Below are 14,871 nucleotides of genomic sequence, written 5' to 3'. Positions count from 1 at the left end.
AAGCTAAAATTAGCGTTTCATGTTGATTGCTTTTTGTATCATTTGATCGGCTGTTGTGATACTTTTACTACTTGAATCATAAGCTTTTTGTAGAGTGATTAAGTTAGTAAAAGCTACCGATAAATCTACATTAGATTGCTCTAAATAAGAACCTTTAAAAGTTGCTGTGCTGAAATTTCCATTAGCATCAAGTAAAAAAGTTGGATTACCGCTATTTCCTGTTTGCCCATAAAGATTTTCCCCTAGCTTTTCCAAACCTTGTTCGTTTGTAAAATTAAACAAAGCAAGTTTTGCCATAGCTATTTGATCTCCATTGGTAAAAGTGGCGATGATAGTACCATCTGTGTTAATAGAATAATTATTTAAAAACCCCTCGCCCTTACCATCTGTTTGTGTATGCACTGAAGGTTGTTTGTTTTGTAAAGCATGAAGCCCATCATAGCCTGAATTTGGTATATTTGGATCATAATAAGAACCAAGATTTATATTAACCCTTGTGCCATTATTATCTACTGAATTTAAGGTGTTAGATACTAAAGCTCCAGATTCGTTAAAAGTGATTAAACCTTCAGTTGTTCCACCTATTTTATTGCCATCATTATCATACACTTGTGCAACAGCTTTGTATTCTAAATCTGTACCATTTTGCGGTAAAACTCTATCTAATTTAACTTTTACCCAACTAATAGATCCATCAGGATTTATTAATTTTGCAGAAAGTTCTGTGCTATCAGCTACTTCTTTTTCAACACTTAAGTGAGATGATTCTAATTTGGCTGTTTCTAAATCGACTTTATCTAGTTTTTGATTGTCGATACTAAAAGCTAAATTTTCATCTAAAGTAGCTTGTAATGTTTGACTAGCACCCTTTTCATCAGTGATTTTAAAATATATAGTATCGCCAGGTTTTATACCATAAATTTGTTCATCTTTTACACTACCTGAAATTTTTACACTACCATCTTCATTTTTACTAAATTCAAATTTAGAAGCATCTACATCTACATTTACTGCTTCTGTTTTGGTGCTTGTGTCTAAATTTCCACTCCAAGTTATATTTTGCGTTGGTTGAGGTGGTAAGTAAAGATTTTTAGGTACAGAAATAGGTCCTTGAGTATTAACTCCACCCATTTGTAAATTCTGTCCAGGTGTTCCACTCCAAGCTGTAGTGACTTTTTGTCCCATAATCTGACCAAACATATTAGAAACTCTATCACTTAGTTGAATTTCTTGTAATGATGGATTCATAGTTCCAAGTACATAATTTCCATTTGAATCTACTAAAAATCCATTTGCATCAGGTTTAAAAGCACCATTTCTAGTATAATAAACCCCATTGGCATTACTTACACCAAAAAAGCCTTTTCCAGCAATTGCTACATCAAATTCATTATCAGTAGAAACTAACGGACCTTGTTCAAAAATATCATTAGTAGCTCCTGCTACACTACCATAACCAGTTTGACCTTTGTTATATGATTGTGTTGTTATGGTGCTATAAAATACATCTTTAAATGCCACATCAGAGTATTTAAAACCGACTGTATTGACATTGCTTATATTATGAGCGGTATTGTCTATACCATAACTTTGGGATTTTACTCCATTTACTCCATTGTAAAATGCTGTAAACATGACTTTATCCTGTAATCTCTTTAATATCTTCCCATTTAACCCAACTACCGCCCATACCAACTAGAGCTTCACCTTCTTCAAATTTAACTCCAGTGATAGGATAAGCACCATAAGTTGAATTAACGGTTGTGCCATCTTCACCTATATAGCTTGCTCTTACATAGTATTTTCCAGATGGTACAGGACTTCCACTATCATCTGTTCTATCCCAAACGATTTGTTTCATACCAGCACTCATATCTTTAACACTCATTGTTCTTACAGGATCTCCTGCTTCATTATAAATAGTAAATGTTACAGGTGTGCTGTCTGATTTATAAGCTGAATCAATTTTTGCTGTTTTGATATCAACACTTGGGGTATGTCCTACTATTTTAAATGTTTGATCTTCTCCAACTACTGCTTGAACCGTTTCTTCTTGACCTTTGTCATCTTTTAATTTTATATGTATAGTTTCTCCAGGTTCAGCTATTTCTTTATCTACCTTACCTGTTATATCTAGTTTATCTTCGCCATTTTTCTTAAGCTCAAAACCTTCAATATCAATATCAGTCTTTTTACCTTTTTGTGGTTCTTGTGGTAAATACATATTAATTTGAAATTGTATATCATCATCTGCCACTACAAGGTAATTATCTTTAACTGTTGCAAGCTTTCCAACTGCAGCTAGTGCGCTCATACCTGTGCTTGCTGCAATAGAATTTTGTAGTTTTGTCATCGCAGCTACAAGTTGAGTCATGGTTTTATTAGTATTATCTTGCATTTCAAGTGCTGAAAGTTGTGCTGTTTGGGTAAGCATTTTTTCAGTATCCATAGGATCTGTTGGATCTTGATGTTGGAGTTCTATTAAAAGAAGCTTTAAAAACGCATCCTTGTCAAGTTCTGCCCCAGGGTTGTAAATCAACCCGCTATCACCTTCACCGGCTCTAGTGCTTCCTTTAGCATTTGGCATATCTTTAGCATTAAGCGTTGCTAAAGGACCTTGAAGGGTTTGTGTGTTTATATTTGACATAAAAATCCTTTTTTATATATTTTTAAAGCTCAAAGCAAAAAATATTCCATTTAAAAATATTTTGCTAAAACCATTTCTAAGCTTGGTTTTTCTTGAATTTCTTTTTCAAAATTCACCTTATCTTCTTTACTATTGTTGTTTTTTTGTCTTTGCGGATTGCTTTGTTCTTTTCTTTCTTGATTACTAAAATTCATTTCTAAATTTGTAAATCCCATATTTACAAGAGCATTTTTAAACTCAGCTTGATGTTGTATAAAAAGATTTAGGGTATTTTGATTAGAGTTAAAGCTAATATTTAAATTTGAACCCCTTTGGACTAAAGTTACTTCTACTTCTCCAAGATTATGTGGATTAAGAGTTATACTAAAGCGAGTTATAGGTGCTTTGTAGCTTTCTAGTTTTTCTTTAAATTCTTGGGCAAAATCATTGAAAGTTTCTTTTATAGGAATATTTTGATTTTTTATAAAATTATTAGAAACCCTATTCATTTCCCTTACATAAGAATTTAAATTCTCTTCACTATGATCATTTTCATCTTTTGAAAACTCTTTTGTGTGTTTAAAAATATCACTAAAATTATCTATATTTTGATTATTTTTATCTATTTTTAAATGTTTATCTTGAGGGGCTAATAGATTTTCTAAGTTAATTTTTAAATCTTGATTTTGATTTTGTATATTTTGAGTATTTTTTATATTTGTTAATTCAGTTTTTAAATCTTTTGAATTTTCTAAAACAGAACTTATTTTTTTACTAAAGCTATCTTCGCTAGTAGTTAGTTTTTCATTCTTTAATATTTCTTTAAAATCTAGCTTTTCTTTTTCTTTAATATCTTTTTTTAGGTTTGTGTTTTGAGTAAGATTAATTAACTCAATATCACTTAGTTTTTCATTGAATTTTGTTGTTGTATTTTGGATATTTTTTGCGTTTTTTATTTCTTTTTCATCTTGAATTTGAATTTTTTCTACTAATTTTTCTTTAAAATCTATATTTTGAATGTTTTCTTTTGCTTGTGTTTTTATATCTTTTTTTGGAAGTTCTATATTTTTTAAAGCAGAAGAAAGCAAAGACACACCTTCGTTTTCTTTGCTTTTTATATTTTTGCTTGTATTTGGTTCTTCTTTTAAAAGCTTGGTAATTTTTTGATTGATTAAATCTTGAAAAACATTAGTATTATTATTTTGTTTTGGTATTTCAAAAAAACCTTTTTTATCAAGATTTGGAAAAGCTTCTTTTAAATCTTTAATTTGTTCAAATTTTATATTTTTGATGTTTAATCCAAGCTCTTTTGCCACATTAAAAAGCTCATTAATATTTTTTATATTTTTTAGCTTGTGTAGGTTTTTTTCAAGAGCTAAAATAGCAGTATTATCTTGGACAAGTTTGTTTAGTTTTATATCCTTGCTATCGCTTTGTAAAACCTCCAATAAAGAAAGAATTTGCATAAAATTTGCACCCTCAAAAAGCTTCAAAGCATCTTTTTCATCCAGCGGTATTTTATCTTTGACATCATCTTTTAAAATTTTATCATTAACTTTATCATCTTTTTGTGGAGTCTTGAAATCTTTTGGTAAACTTCCATCTTTTTCATTTATTGCTTGCAATAAGGAATTTAAAAATTCCTCGCCATCACTTTGTGAGCTAGTGTTTTCTTTACTTGGGTTTTCATTCTGTGGAGTGATGCTTAGTAAGTTTAAAGCATCACTAGCTTGGATATTAGACATTAATTAACCTACTAAAAAATTATTTTTTGCTAAATTTGGAAATAAATTTTGTAATTGTGCTGCACAATCAAGTTTTAAATTTTCATGAGTAAGATTAAAATTTTTAAATATCACTAATAATTCTTCTATGTTTTTAGCATTTAAAACCGCATTTTCATTTTGCGCATCATCTAAAATTTCACTTACTTTGCTTGAAAGTTTTGCATAATTTAATTCTTTTTCTTCATTTGAATTTATAACTTCTAAATAATTTAAAAGTTCCATAAAATGCTTACTATTTAAAACTGAAGTTCCTTGTTTTTCTAAGTTAGCGTTAAAGATTTGAGTATTTAGGTTTGACATATTTTTCTCCTTAAAAATAATTCTTACTCAAGACAAAAGCAACAAGTGTTCCAATTTTTAAATCTTAATTTTTAAGCATTTTTTTTATATAATATTAGATTTTAAATTTAAGACTTTGGAGAAAAACTTGGATAATATTAGAAATATAGCTGTTATAGCTCATGTTGATCATGGTAAAACAACAATGGTAGATGAGCTTTTAAAACAATCAGGAACTTTTAATGAGCGTGAACAAATAGCAGAGCGTGTAATGGATAGTAATGATATAGAAAAAGAAAGAGGTATCACTATACTTTCTAAAAATACTGCTATTAATTATAAAGGCACAAAAATAAATATCATAGACACTCCAGGCCATGCTGATTTTGGTGGTGAAGTTGAGCGTGTGTTAAAAATGGTTGATGGGGTTTTGCTTTTAGTTGATGCACAAGAAGGGGTTATGCCTCAAACTAAATTTGTGGTAAAAAAGGCTTTATCTTTAGGGCTTAAACCTATTGTTGTTATTAATAAAATCGACAAGCCAGCTGCTGATCCTGAAAGAGTGATCAATGAAATTTTTGATCTTTTTGTGGCTTTAGAGGCAAATGATGAACAACTTGATTTTGCAGTAGTATATGCGGCTGCTAAAAATGGTTATGCAAAACTTGCACTTGAAGATGAAAGCACTAACATGGAACCATTGTTTAAGACTATACTTGAGCGTGTGCCTGCTCCAAGTGGTAGTGATGAAAATCCTTTACAGCTTCAAGTTTTTACTCTAGGTTATGATAATTTCGTTGGTAAGATAGGGATTGCAAGAATTTTTAATGGTAAAGTAAAGAAAAATCAAAATGTTATGCTTGCTAAAGCAGATGGCTCTAAAATCAATGGAAGAATTTCAAAACTTATTGGTTTTATGGGTCTAGAAAAAATGGATATTGAAGAAGCAGGGACAGGCGATATTGTAGCGATTGCAGGTTTTGAAGCTTTAGATGTAGGAGATAGCGTTGTAGATCCAAACAACCCTATGCCACTTGATCCTTTACATATAGAAGAACCAACTTTAAGTATAGTATTTTCAGTAAATGATGGCCCTTTAGCGGGTACTGAAGGCAAGCATGTAACTTCAAATAAAATCGCAGAACGCTTAGAAGCTGAAATGAAAACTAATATTGCTATGAAATATGAAAGCACAGGTGAGGGTAAATTTAAAGTAAGTGGAAGAGGTGAACTTCAAATAACTATTTTAGCCGAAAATATGCGTAGAGAAGGTTTTGAGTTTTGTATGGGTAGACCTGAAGTTATCGTTAAGGTAGAAGATGGAATTAAAACAGAGCCGTTTGAGCATTTAGTAATTGATGTGCCTGATGATTTTACAGGAGTAGTGATTGAAAAACTAGGTAAAAGAAAAGCTGAAATGAAAACTATGACACCAACTGGAGATGGTCAAACAAGACTTGAGTTTGAAATTCCTGCGCGCGGGCTTATAGGATTTAGATCACAATTTTTAACAGATACTAAAGGCGAGGGTGTTATGAACCATAGCTTTTTAGAGTTTCGTCCATTTAGCGGGGCAGTTGAAAAAAGAAATAATGGCGCGTTAATTTCTATGGAAAATGGTGTTGCACTAGGATATTCTTTATTTAACTTACAAGATAGAGGGGTATTATTCATTGATCCTCAAACAAAAGTATATACAGGTATGATTATAGGTGAGCATTCACGCCCAAATGATTTAGATGTTAATCCTATTAAAGGTAAAAATTTAACTAATGTTAGAGCAAGTGGTAGTGATGATGCGATTAAGCTTGTACCACCTAGAAAATTAAGCCTTGAAAGAGCGTTAGAGTGGATAGAAGAAGATGAACTTGTAGAGGTTACTCCACAAAATATTAGAGTTAGAAAAAGATATCTTGATCCTACTCAAAGAAAAAGAATGGAAAAGGCTAAGTCTTAATGGATTTTGAAGCCATAAGACAAGCTTTAAATAAAAGACTCAAAGCTTTACAAATTTTAGCATTTGCTGAAGCTTTGGTTATATTTTTTCTTGCTTTTCAATTTAGCAAGGATGTGATTATAGCTTTGTTTTTTGCTGTTTTAGCAGGAGTTTTGTTTTTTAGAATTTTAGGAAGAAAGCTTATGTGGGGACGCAATGAGCTTGTATTTAAAATGTGTGAAGAATTTTTAAAGCAAAACAATGCTAAATTTGACAAACAAGGCTTTTATCAGAAAGATTTTGAAAAAATTGCTTTTGACTTTTCTTTAAAAACTTATCATTCTCAAAATTCTTTTATTTTTGATGATTTTATTCTTTATGATGTGAAATTTAAAGATGAATTTGGGAATTTCTTTTGTGGAATTTTGCTTTATAGTAAGAAATTAAAAGAAGATATTAGCTCAAGTGAAAGTATTTTTGAAAAAGTAAAGGATAAAGAATTTTCTACACAAAGAGTTTTGAAAAAAGATGATTATTTACTCATAGCAAGTTTGAAAAATCCTTTTTTTGCTGATTTAAAAATTTCAAGTGAGTTAAATTTTAAACTTTTTAGAGCTAATTTAGAAAAAATTCAAACTTTTATACATGATTAAGTTTAGCTTACTTAATCATTTTGTTCTAAATTATTAATTTCTTGTATTTTCAAATTCTCATTTTTTCCCATTAAATTTTGTATGATTTGAATTTGCTCTTTAGAGGCATAGCTCATATCTTTTAAAACTATCCAAGTGATTTTTTGATTACAAGGCTTGTTGAGTTTATTTTTAAAGATATAAAAAGATTGAAGATTGTTTGGCAATAACTCATTAGCACTTAAGCTTTGAACATAAAGCTTATCGCCTTCTTTTTTAGGAAAAGCACGGATGATTTTTTTTAATAAAAGGATTTTCCGCGCCTTCTTGTAAAAACAGCACAACCACTACTATATCGCCTTTTTGACTTACATGGCTAAAATGAATTTCTAAAGGATAAGATTTTTTATCAATAGAAATCTTTGATGGGCTATGAAAGTGAAAATGCGATAAATTATAAGCTGTATTATCTAGCACGATATGGCTTCCATTGCTTGCAAAATACATTTTTATGGTATAACCATCATTTATTAAACCAAAAGAATCATTTGAGTAGTTAAATTCTAAAGAATGATTTTTGTTTGTAGCCTTTTTACTATTTATATTGATAAAATCTTGATTTAAACCACTTTCACAATAAATCCAGTTTTTATCTAAATTTTTCCATTTGTCTTTGTCTATGAAATTTCCATGTGAGGCATTTTGAGGCATTTGCTCATAGGCAAAAAGCATGCTAGTAGTAAATAAACCAAAAAGTATTCTTTTAAAACTCATAATATTCCTTTTTTAATATAATTATAAAAAAATAAATCCTACAAGAAGCTTATGTTTAAAAATAATTATATTAAAATTAAATATTTTTAAGAAATTACAGATAATATTAAGGATAAATTGATCGATATATGGGAGGATAGTGTGAAACATTCCCATGATTTTTTATCTGATTTTGATAGAGAAAAGATTAAAAATGATCTTTTAAATTCTCAAGTATTCTTTAGTTTAAATTATTTGATTTGTTATAATAAAGACAAAATGATTGGATTTTTAGCATTTGTGGATGATAAAATTGAAATGTTGTTTTTAAGTTCAAAATATTTTAACAAAGGTATAGACACTACTTTAATATCTAAAGCCATAAATGATTATCATTTGAAATATGTTGAAGTAAATAAAGATAATTATAAGGCGTATAAATTTTTATCAGAAAAATGGTTTTTTACAAGAGGGTGAATATAAAGATGAATATGGTTTTATTATTTTAAAAATGAAATTTTAACTATTCTTTGCCATCTTTGATAGGCACAAAAAGACATTCATCTAAAACTTCTTTGCTAATCTCGCCATCTTTTTTGGTAAATTTAGTGATGAATTGTTGATTTCCTATAAGTAAAGGAGCTACCAAAATTCCGTTATTTTCAAGTTGATCAAATAATACATTTGGAATATGCTCTATATAAGCTGAGAGTAAAATTCTATCATAAGGTGCATAATTTTTCCAGCCATTTTGCCCATCATCAAATTTTACATGAATATTAGCATAGTTTAGTTTTTTAAATTTTTCTATAGCACTAATTGCAAGTTTTTCGATGCGTTCTATGGTAAAAACTCTTCTAATAAGCTTACTTAAAATCGCAGCTTGATACCCGCTACCACAACCTATTTCTAAAACACTATCAGCTTCTTTAAAATCAAGCGCCATAGTCATTTTGGCCACAGTTAAAGGTGAGCTTATCCATTGATTACCCATTAAAGGAAGTGCATCAAGTCTATAAGCATGCATTTTTAAAGGTGAAAAAATTTCTCTTGGAGTAGAACAAAAAGCTTCAAATAATTCTTCATTAATGAAAGTGTTTTTGCGAATTTCTTCTGCCATAGTTTGACATTGTTTTTGTTCAAATATATGAATCAATAAGCACTCCTTGATAAAAAGTGTTATTTTATCTTAAATTTTATTTATCTAGCTTTAAAGTCTTTAAGGCGTAAAAACGCCTTAAAGATTAATCAAGTGCATAAAGGATGTTTGATCCATCTTGATAAGATAAGATGTGTATTTTGCCATCTTTGAAGAATAAGCTTCTTGCGTTAGTTATATTTTCTGGATACGAAATAGTTTTTACAACTTCTTCTTTGTCTAGATCAATTACAGCAATAACATTATGCTTTTTACTTAATGCATAAATTTTACCATTTTTAAAAGCCATTGAAGTTATATAAAGATTGCCCAAAGTTTTTCCTTCTTTTAACTCAGCTTTAGGAGTAAATTCAGCTGAAAGAACTCTATCTGCTAAAGAAATTTTAGAAATTACAAAAGTTTTAGTATCCTTATTGTTTGGAACGGTAGCAAGATACATGTATTTTCCATCAGTAGTTGTGCTTAAAATATGATGGAATTTAGCTCTAACTGTGTCAATTCTACCACGACCAAGGTTTTCACCTTGTCCTTCAAAATTATTTGCCCCTCTAATAAAATCAGCATATTGTAAAGCTTCATCTGCATTAGGATTTTGAGCAAATCTTAAGAAAGTTTTATTAGAGCCCATTAAGATGTATTTGTTGTCCAAATAAGGAATAATTCCTATGATAGGATTAATTGTGGCTGAAAAATATGGGTCTAATAGAAAATCTGTTTTAGTGCTAAAATTATCATCTAGGAAAAATACTTCCCATTTTGAACTTGCGACATACTCTCCATTGATATAATCAAGTGTATTGATAGCTTTAGGAAAATCAATTTTTGTTTCATTTACGATTTTTAGATTATCATCGATATTTGCAAATGGAGCATTACTGATATTATTATCAAATTCAATACCTAGTTTTTCATTAGCAGGAGCAAAAGCAAAATCAGGTTCTTTAACATCGCGTTTTCCTAAGAAAGAAATGCTTTTCCAACTTTTATTCCAGCCTGAATCATCCCAAATAATATATTTTGGATTTAAACTAAAACGAACTGGATCACCTTGTCCGCTATATGGGATAGGACCAGTGCTTACGAAAGCTTGGAAGACATTTGAAGCTACGATAAAAGCAACAATAACCATAGCAGCTAGGTTAAATTTAGTTAATTTTCTAAAACTAACTCCTTCCATTTCTTTTTCAAAAGAACCAAATTTTGGAGCAAAGGCAAAAATAACACCAAGCAATAAAACCACAGCCCAAAATACTACTTCAGCCCAAAAATAAGTATGCAAACCAAAAATAGGCAAACCAAAACCTTGATCAAGATCACGGTGTGCATGGCCACTTATATGATTAAATGATTGCCATAAACCAAATGCAGTCGCGATTAAAAGGAAAGCTAAAAATTTACCTTTCATACCATAACGCACAATAAATAAAGCCGCTACGCCAATGAAAATCATTGATTCTCTTTGGCCCCAGCAAGAAGTACAAGGGCTATCACCTAGCATATAACCAAAAATCAAATTTGCAATTCCAACAGGCATTAAAATGATTAAAAAACCTGCCAAGCACATTAAAAAATAAAAGAATTTAGTTTTGTTAATATCACACATATTTGCCACCTTATAGATTCATTAGGCCTAAGATTGCGCCTGATTTGCGACCTAAATAGTCAAATACCATAATAGCCCATGAAATTACAAGTATAGAAAAAGCTAGTTTTTCTTTTTCAGGCTTAATTATCATGAGAACTATGGCAATAAAGACTAGCAAAAGTTCTAAAAACTCCATAATTACCCCTTTACTAATAAAATAAAATGGCGGATTTTACAATAATGAAATAAATAAAAATAAAATATTAAATAAAAAGAGAATTTTAGTTTAAAAAAATGTAAAATATGGGTAGTTTTGTGACTTAAAAGTCATCAAAACTCAAACTCCCTTTAGAATAGTTTGTAACCTTGCTTTCAAAGAAATTGCTTTTTTGATCATTAAATTTAGAAAAATCATCTACCCATTTAATAGGATGTTTTGCATTATAAATTTTATCAAGATTAATAGCTATTAGTCTTTGATCAACAAGATAGTGAATGTACTCTTCTATAATATCGTCTGTAAAACCCATGATTTGATTTTGAGTGATGTATTTACCCCATTTGATCTCAAGTTCACCTGCTTTTTTAAACATATCATAAATTTTGTTTATATTGATATCATTAAACAAATCAGGTCTTTCTTTACGCACAGAATTAATCATATTTTGAAATAATAATAAATGAGTAATTTCATCTCTTTGTATAAAGCGTATCATTTGTGCTGAACCTAGCATTTTTCCTGCACGCGCTAAAGCATAAATAGCAGTAAAACCACTATAAAAATACACTCCTTCTAGAATTTGATTTGCTACCATTGCAAGTAAAAGTTTATTATCATCTACTTCGCCAGCTAATTCTTCATAAATACTTGAAATGAAATCATTTTTTTCTCTTAAAGTCTCATCGTGTTTTTCCATTTCATAAATTAAGTCTGTATTTTCACAGATTGCTTCAACCATCACTGCATAAGATTTTGAGTGATTTGCTTCTTCATAAGCTTGTCTTGCTAAAACCGCATTGATTTCAGGTGCTGTGATATAAGGGTTGATATTATCAGCAAGATTGTTTGTTTGAAAACTATCCATTGAGATAAGTTGAGACCAAACTAGATCATACATTCTTTTTTCTGCTACGGTTAGATTGCAACGATAATCTAGTGCATCTTTTGTTGTATCTACTTCTTTTGGAAACCAAGTATTTGCTTCCATTAAATCCCAAAGTTTTAAAGCCCATGTGTATTTTGCTTTAGTAAAATTTAAAATACCATGTGGGTTGCCGTTAAATACTTTTCTATCATTTAAAGTTTCGTTTGATTTTGGATTATAAATTCTTTTTCTATTCATTTTTCCACCTTTGTTACAATAGCGCTTTGGCTTAAAATATCATGCAAGGCTAAGGTATCCTTTCTTAAAAAGCTTACCAAAAAGCCAATCAACAAGCCAAAGCTTATAATGAAAATTACATAGCGTAGGATTATTCTAAAAAAATTAAGTTTGTGTCCATTTTTAATATCAATCAAGTATAAATCATAAGCTTTAAGTCCAGGACTTTGAGCTTTTTTTACTAAAAATAATGCTTGTAAAAATCCAAAAAGCAATGGGCACAAAAAAATTATAAGTTGATTGTTTAAAAAAGCTTCTTTAGAGCCAAGAGTAAAATAAAACAAATACAAAATGGGCACATAAAGCAAAAATAGATCAATCAAAAAGGCTTTAAATCTTAAAAAGCGAGTGGCTATTTTTGCTTTAGTTTTCATTAGTTACCACGACTACCAGGTTTGATAGCTTTAGTGCCTTTTTCACAAAGTGGGCAAGTATTTGCATCATAAATATCAAATTCAAAATTTCCTAGTGCAAAAAGTGGTAAATTTTGTGGTAATTTTGCATTTTCTTTTCTTGGATTGTTTAAATTTTTTACAGCACAAAAACCACGATTTGCTAAAGCTGCAAAACCTACTACTTCTCCACCTAAATTCTCGATGATTTTTGCACTCTCAAGTGCTGAGCCACCTGTTGTAATAATATCTTCACAAACGATAAATTTTTCACCTTTTTTTACTTCAAAACCGCGTCTAAGACTCATCACTCCTTCTACGCGTTCAGTGAAAATAAAGCGTTTGTTGCAAGCTCTAGCAAGCTCATAACCTGCTAAAATTCCACCCAAGGCAGGCGAGCAAATACTATCAAATTCAATATTAAAACTGGCAATAACTTTCGCAAGCTCATCACAAAGCTCACCTGCTAGTTTTGGATTTTCTAAAACTTTAGCACTTTGAAGGTAAAACTCAGAGTGTTTCCCTGAGCTAAGTAAAAAATGTCCTTGTAGGTATGCTCCACAATCTTTATAAATTTGTTCTAAGTTCATTTTTAAACCTTTAAAAGTTCCGCTTCTTTGTTTTTAACTAACTCATCTACTTTTGCTGTATAATTATCGGTTTGTTTTTGTACTTCATCATAAGCTTTTTTAGCTTCATCTTCTGAGATTGCTTTATCTTTTTCTAGTTTTTTTACCGCATCATTTGCATCTTTTCTAATATTTCTAATAGCAACTTTAGCCTTTTCACCCATAGCTTTAGCATTTTTAGCATTTTCTTCTCTTTGTTCTCTTGTCATAGGAGGAAAAAATAATTTAACACTTTCGCCATCATTGTTCGGATTTACTCCAATGTTTGCCGCAGCTATAGCACTTTCTATGGCTTTTAGCATTGATTTTTCCCAAGGAGTAATGCTAATAGTTGAAGCATCGGTTGCTAAAACTGTTGCTACTTGATTTAATGGAGTTGCACTACCATAATAATCTACATGAATATGATCAAGTATATTTATATTTACTTTGCCAGTTCTTATGGTAGTAAAATCTTTTTTTAAGGCCTCTAAGCTTTTGTCTGATTGTTGTTTTTGCTTGGTATAAATTTCATTTAGCATGGTATTTCCTTTTTTTATTTGCTAGTATTACTTTCGCTAATTGGAGCACTTGGTGCAACTGGAATGCTAGTTGTGTTTGTTTCAGGTGCCTTTGGTAAAATTTGTTCTGCTTTTTCAGCAAGTGAGTTAGAATTAGCATTATTATACATATAACTTAGAGCAATTGTATTAGCGATAAGTAAAACACCCATCACAAAAGTAAATTTAGCTAAAAACCCTGCAGGACCCTTTGCTCCAAACAAGCTTTCATTACTTCCGCTATATGCTCCAAGTCCTATGCTTGAGCTTTTTTGTAATAAAACAGCAATACAAATAATCACAACAATTGCAAATTGCAAAATAATTAAAAGAGTAGTCATGAATTTTCCTTATTGAAAATAAAATGAGTATTTTAACTTAAAAAGTTTGATAAAAACTTGAAAGAGGTAAAGAAAATTTGCGAGAATTTTTCTCGCAAATTTTTATCTGCTATTAAAGCTTCTTAAAATATTAAGAAGAGAGATGAAAAGATTGATAAAATCAAGATAAAGCGCAACTGCACCTTCGATTGGTGTTTCATAATTTCCTCTAATGATGTTTTGAGTATCATAAAGAATGTAAAAAGAAAATAAAATTGCACCAATACCAGAAATTGCTAAGCTTAAAAGTGAACTTTGAAAAAAGATATTAATTAAAGAAGCTACTACGATAACAATTAAAGCTATAAAAAGCATTTTTCCCATCATAGTAAAATCTTTTTTTGTATTCATAGCAAAAACGCTTAAAGCACCAAAAGCCACTGTTGTTAAAGCAAAAGCTTGAGCGATAATGCTAGCTCCTGCAGGAAGTGCTAAAACAGAATATAAAAGTGGTGTTAAAGTAAGTCCTGAAACAAAAGTAAAGGCAAAAAGTAAAACTAAATTAAGCGGAGCTTCTCTTTTTTTCCATTGTAATGCAAATAACAAGCCAATTTCTACGATAAATAAAATCCAAAAAGTTGCTTGAGATTGTGCAAATAAATGTGCTAAGGCAAAAATTCCTATGTAAGCACCTGCTGTTGCAGCTAATAATGAAGCAGCAAAAAGCTGATAAGTTTGTTTTATAAAAATGCTCAAATCACTTCTAGCATAACCTTCAAATTCTTGAGTTTTAGAGTTAGAATAATCTCTATCATAAAGACTCATTAAAATCCTCCAATAATTTTTAAAAAT

General features: G+C 30.1%; 18 protein-coding genes. 3 read left to right on the top strand and 15 right to left on the bottom strand.

What is annotated here, in order from left to right:
- Positions 1–9 precede the first annotated feature (9 nt).
- The 4 genes from E2O22_RS02160 to E2O22_RS02145 are packed head-to-tail and all read right to left on the bottom strand — an operon-like array spanning position 10 to position 4,713.
- Complete coding sequence (locus E2O22_RS02160) at positions 10–1,635, bottom strand: flagellar hook protein FlgE (RefSeq protein ID WP_133319032.1); 1,626 nt, start codon at positions 1,633–1,635, stop codon at positions 10–12.
- A gap of 4 nt (positions 1,636–1,639) precedes the next feature.
- The gene (locus E2O22_RS08180; protein ID WP_165955262.1) at positions 1,640–2,647 is read right to left on the bottom strand and encodes a flagellar hook capping FlgD N-terminal domain-containing protein; all 1,008 of its coding nucleotides are present in this window, start codon (positions 2,645–2,647) and stop codon (positions 1,640–1,642) included.
- 50 nt (positions 2,648–2,697) lie between these two features.
- Entirely contained in the window at positions 2,698–4,371 is a 1,674-nt protein-coding gene (fliK, locus tag E2O22_RS02150) for a flagellar hook-length control protein FliK (protein WP_133319031.1), read from the bottom strand.
- Between the two features lie 3 nt (positions 4,372–4,374).
- The gene (locus tag E2O22_RS02145; protein WP_133319030.1) at positions 4,375–4,713 is read right to left on the bottom strand and encodes a hypothetical protein; all 339 of its coding nucleotides are present in this window, start codon (positions 4,711–4,713) and stop codon (positions 4,375–4,377) included.
- A 127-nt stretch (positions 4,714–4,840) separates the two neighbouring features.
- Between E2O22_RS02145 and typA the strand changes: the two genes are divergently transcribed.
- Both typA and E2O22_RS02135 read left to right on the top strand, forming a co-directional pair.
- The gene (gene typA / locus E2O22_RS02140) at positions 4,841–6,649 is read left to right on the top strand and encodes a translational GTPase TypA (RefSeq protein ID WP_133319029.1); all 1,809 of its coding nucleotides are present in this window, start codon (positions 4,841–4,843) and stop codon (positions 6,647–6,649) included.
- Entirely contained in the window at positions 6,649–7,281 is a 633-nt protein-coding gene (locus E2O22_RS02135) for a poly(A) polymerase (RefSeq protein ID WP_133319028.1), read from the top strand. Before typA ends, E2O22_RS02135 begins: the two co-directional genes overlap by 1 nt.
- Before the next feature lie 11 nt (positions 7,282–7,292).
- Here E2O22_RS02135 and E2O22_RS08115 read toward each other — a convergent pair whose 3' ends face one another.
- Positions 7,293–7,604, bottom strand: coding sequence for a carbonic anhydrase family protein (locus tag E2O22_RS08115; RefSeq protein ID WP_133319027.1), 312 nt, complete (start codon positions 7,602–7,604; stop codon positions 7,293–7,295).
- Positions 7,537–8,034 carry a carbonic anhydrase family protein gene (locus E2O22_RS08110; protein ID WP_133319026.1) on the bottom strand — a complete coding sequence of 166 codons (498 nt, stop codon included), beginning with the start codon at positions 8,032–8,034 and terminating at the stop codon, positions 7,537–7,539. The genes E2O22_RS08115 and E2O22_RS08110 overlap by 68 nt, the downstream gene beginning before the upstream one ends.
- Before the next feature lie 141 nt (positions 8,035–8,175).
- Between E2O22_RS08110 and E2O22_RS02120 the strand changes: the two genes are divergently transcribed.
- Positions 8,176–8,490 carry a GNAT family protein gene (locus E2O22_RS02120; protein ID WP_165955261.1) on the top strand — a complete coding sequence of 105 codons (315 nt, stop codon included), beginning with the start codon at positions 8,176–8,178 and terminating at the stop codon, positions 8,488–8,490.
- A gap of 46 nt (positions 8,491–8,536) precedes the next feature.
- Here E2O22_RS02120 and E2O22_RS02115 read toward each other — a convergent pair whose 3' ends face one another.
- The 9 genes from E2O22_RS02115 to E2O22_RS02075 form a co-directional block, all read right to left on the bottom strand.
- The gene (locus E2O22_RS02115) at positions 8,537–9,166 is read right to left on the bottom strand and encodes a protein-L-isoaspartate(D-aspartate) O-methyltransferase (protein ID WP_133319188.1); all 630 of its coding nucleotides are present in this window, start codon (positions 9,164–9,166) and stop codon (positions 8,537–8,539) included.
- A gap of 91 nt (positions 9,167–9,257) precedes the next feature.
- Positions 9,258–10,775, bottom strand: coding sequence for a disulfide bond formation protein DsbI (gene dsbI, locus E2O22_RS02110; RefSeq protein ID WP_133319024.1), 1,518 nt, complete (start codon positions 10,773–10,775; stop codon positions 9,258–9,260).
- Between the two features lie 10 nt (positions 10,776–10,785).
- The gene (gene dba / locus E2O22_RS02105) at positions 10,786–10,953 is read right to left on the bottom strand and encodes a disulfide bond formation protein Dba (RefSeq protein WP_133319023.1); all 168 of its coding nucleotides are present in this window, start codon (positions 10,951–10,953) and stop codon (positions 10,786–10,788) included.
- 124 nt (positions 10,954–11,077) lie between these two features.
- The gene (locus E2O22_RS02100) at positions 11,078–12,100 is read right to left on the bottom strand and encodes a ribonucleotide-diphosphate reductase subunit beta (protein WP_133319022.1); all 1,023 of its coding nucleotides are present in this window, start codon (positions 12,098–12,100) and stop codon (positions 11,078–11,080) included.
- On the bottom strand, positions 12,097–12,513 hold the full coding sequence (locus E2O22_RS02095; protein ID WP_133319021.1) for an RDD family protein: 417 nt from the start codon (positions 12,511–12,513) through the stop codon (positions 12,097–12,099). Before E2O22_RS02095 ends, E2O22_RS02100 begins: the two co-directional genes overlap by 4 nt.
- Complete coding sequence (gene pyrE, locus E2O22_RS02090) at positions 12,513–13,121, bottom strand: orotate phosphoribosyltransferase (RefSeq protein WP_133319020.1); 609 nt, start codon at positions 13,119–13,121, stop codon at positions 12,513–12,515. Before pyrE ends, E2O22_RS02095 begins: the two co-directional genes overlap by 1 nt.
- Positions 13,122–13,123: 2 nt before the next feature.
- Positions 13,124–13,681: a ribosome recycling factor gene (gene frr / locus E2O22_RS02085; protein WP_039668941.1), complete on the bottom strand. Its 558-nt coding sequence runs from the start codon at positions 13,679–13,681 to the stop codon at positions 13,124–13,126.
- Positions 13,682–13,695: 14 nt separating this feature from the next.
- The gene (gene secG / locus E2O22_RS02080; protein ID WP_133319019.1) at positions 13,696–14,040 is read right to left on the bottom strand and encodes a preprotein translocase subunit SecG; all 345 of its coding nucleotides are present in this window, start codon (positions 14,038–14,040) and stop codon (positions 13,696–13,698) included.
- 102 nt (positions 14,041–14,142) lie between these two features.
- Positions 14,143–14,844 (bottom strand): Bax inhibitor-1/YccA family protein, encoded by a 702-nt coding sequence (locus E2O22_RS02075; protein ID WP_133319018.1) that lies wholly within the window; start codon positions 14,842–14,844, stop codon positions 14,143–14,145.
- Between the last annotated feature and the right edge of the window lie 27 nt (positions 14,845–14,871).

This window comes from Campylobacter lari, assembly GCF_004357905.1.
GTDB lineage: Bacteria > Campylobacterota > Campylobacteria > Campylobacterales > Campylobacteraceae > Campylobacter_D > Campylobacter_D lari_D.
This window is presented reverse-complemented; position numbering and strand designations above follow the sequence as displayed.

Excerpts from the sequence above, each read along its gene's own strand:
- E2O22_RS02160 (WP_133319032.1), bottom strand. The coding sequence starts at position 1,635 with ATGTTTACAGCATTTTACAATGGAGTAAATGGAGTAAAATCCCAAAGT.
- E2O22_RS08180 (WP_165955262.1), bottom strand. The coding sequence starts at position 2,647 with ATGTCAAATATAAACACACAAACCCTTCAAGGTCCTTTAGCAACGCTT.
- fliK (WP_133319031.1), bottom strand. The coding sequence starts at position 4,371 with ATGTCTAATATCCAAGCTAGTGATGCTTTAAACTTACTAAGCATCACT.
- E2O22_RS02145 (WP_133319030.1), bottom strand. The coding sequence starts at position 4,713 with ATGTCAAACCTAAATACTCAAATCTTTAACGCTAACTTAGAAAAACAA.
- E2O22_RS02135 (WP_133319028.1), top strand. The coding sequence starts at position 6,649 with ATGGATTTTGAAGCCATAAGACAAGCTTTAAATAAAAGACTCAAAGCT.
- E2O22_RS08110 (WP_133319026.1), bottom strand. The coding sequence starts at position 8,034 with ATGAGTTTTAAAAGAATACTTTTTGGTTTATTTACTACTAGCATGCTT.
- dsbI (WP_133319024.1), bottom strand. The coding sequence starts at position 10,775 with ATGTGTGATATTAACAAAACTAAATTCTTTTATTTTTTAATGTGCTTG.
- dba (WP_133319023.1), bottom strand. The coding sequence starts at position 10,953 with ATGGAGTTTTTAGAACTTTTGCTAGTCTTTATTGCCATAGTTCTCATG.
- E2O22_RS02100 (WP_133319022.1), bottom strand. The coding sequence starts at position 12,100 with ATGAATAGAAAAAGAATTTATAATCCAAAATCAAACGAAACTTTAAAT.
- E2O22_RS02095 (WP_133319021.1), bottom strand. The coding sequence starts at position 12,513 with ATGAAAACTAAAGCAAAAATAGCCACTCGCTTTTTAAGATTTAAAGCC.
- pyrE (WP_133319020.1), bottom strand. The coding sequence starts at position 13,121 with ATGAACTTAGAACAAATTTATAAAGATTGTGGAGCATACCTACAAGGA.
- frr (WP_039668941.1), bottom strand. The coding sequence starts at position 13,681 with ATGCTAAATGAAATTTATACCAAGCAAAAACAACAATCAGACAAAAGC.
- secG (WP_133319019.1), bottom strand. The coding sequence starts at position 14,040 with ATGACTACTCTTTTAATTATTTTGCAATTTGCAATTGTTGTGATTATT.
- E2O22_RS02075 (WP_133319018.1), bottom strand. The coding sequence starts at position 14,844 with ATGAGTCTTTATGATAGAGATTATTCTAACTCTAAAACTCAAGAATTT.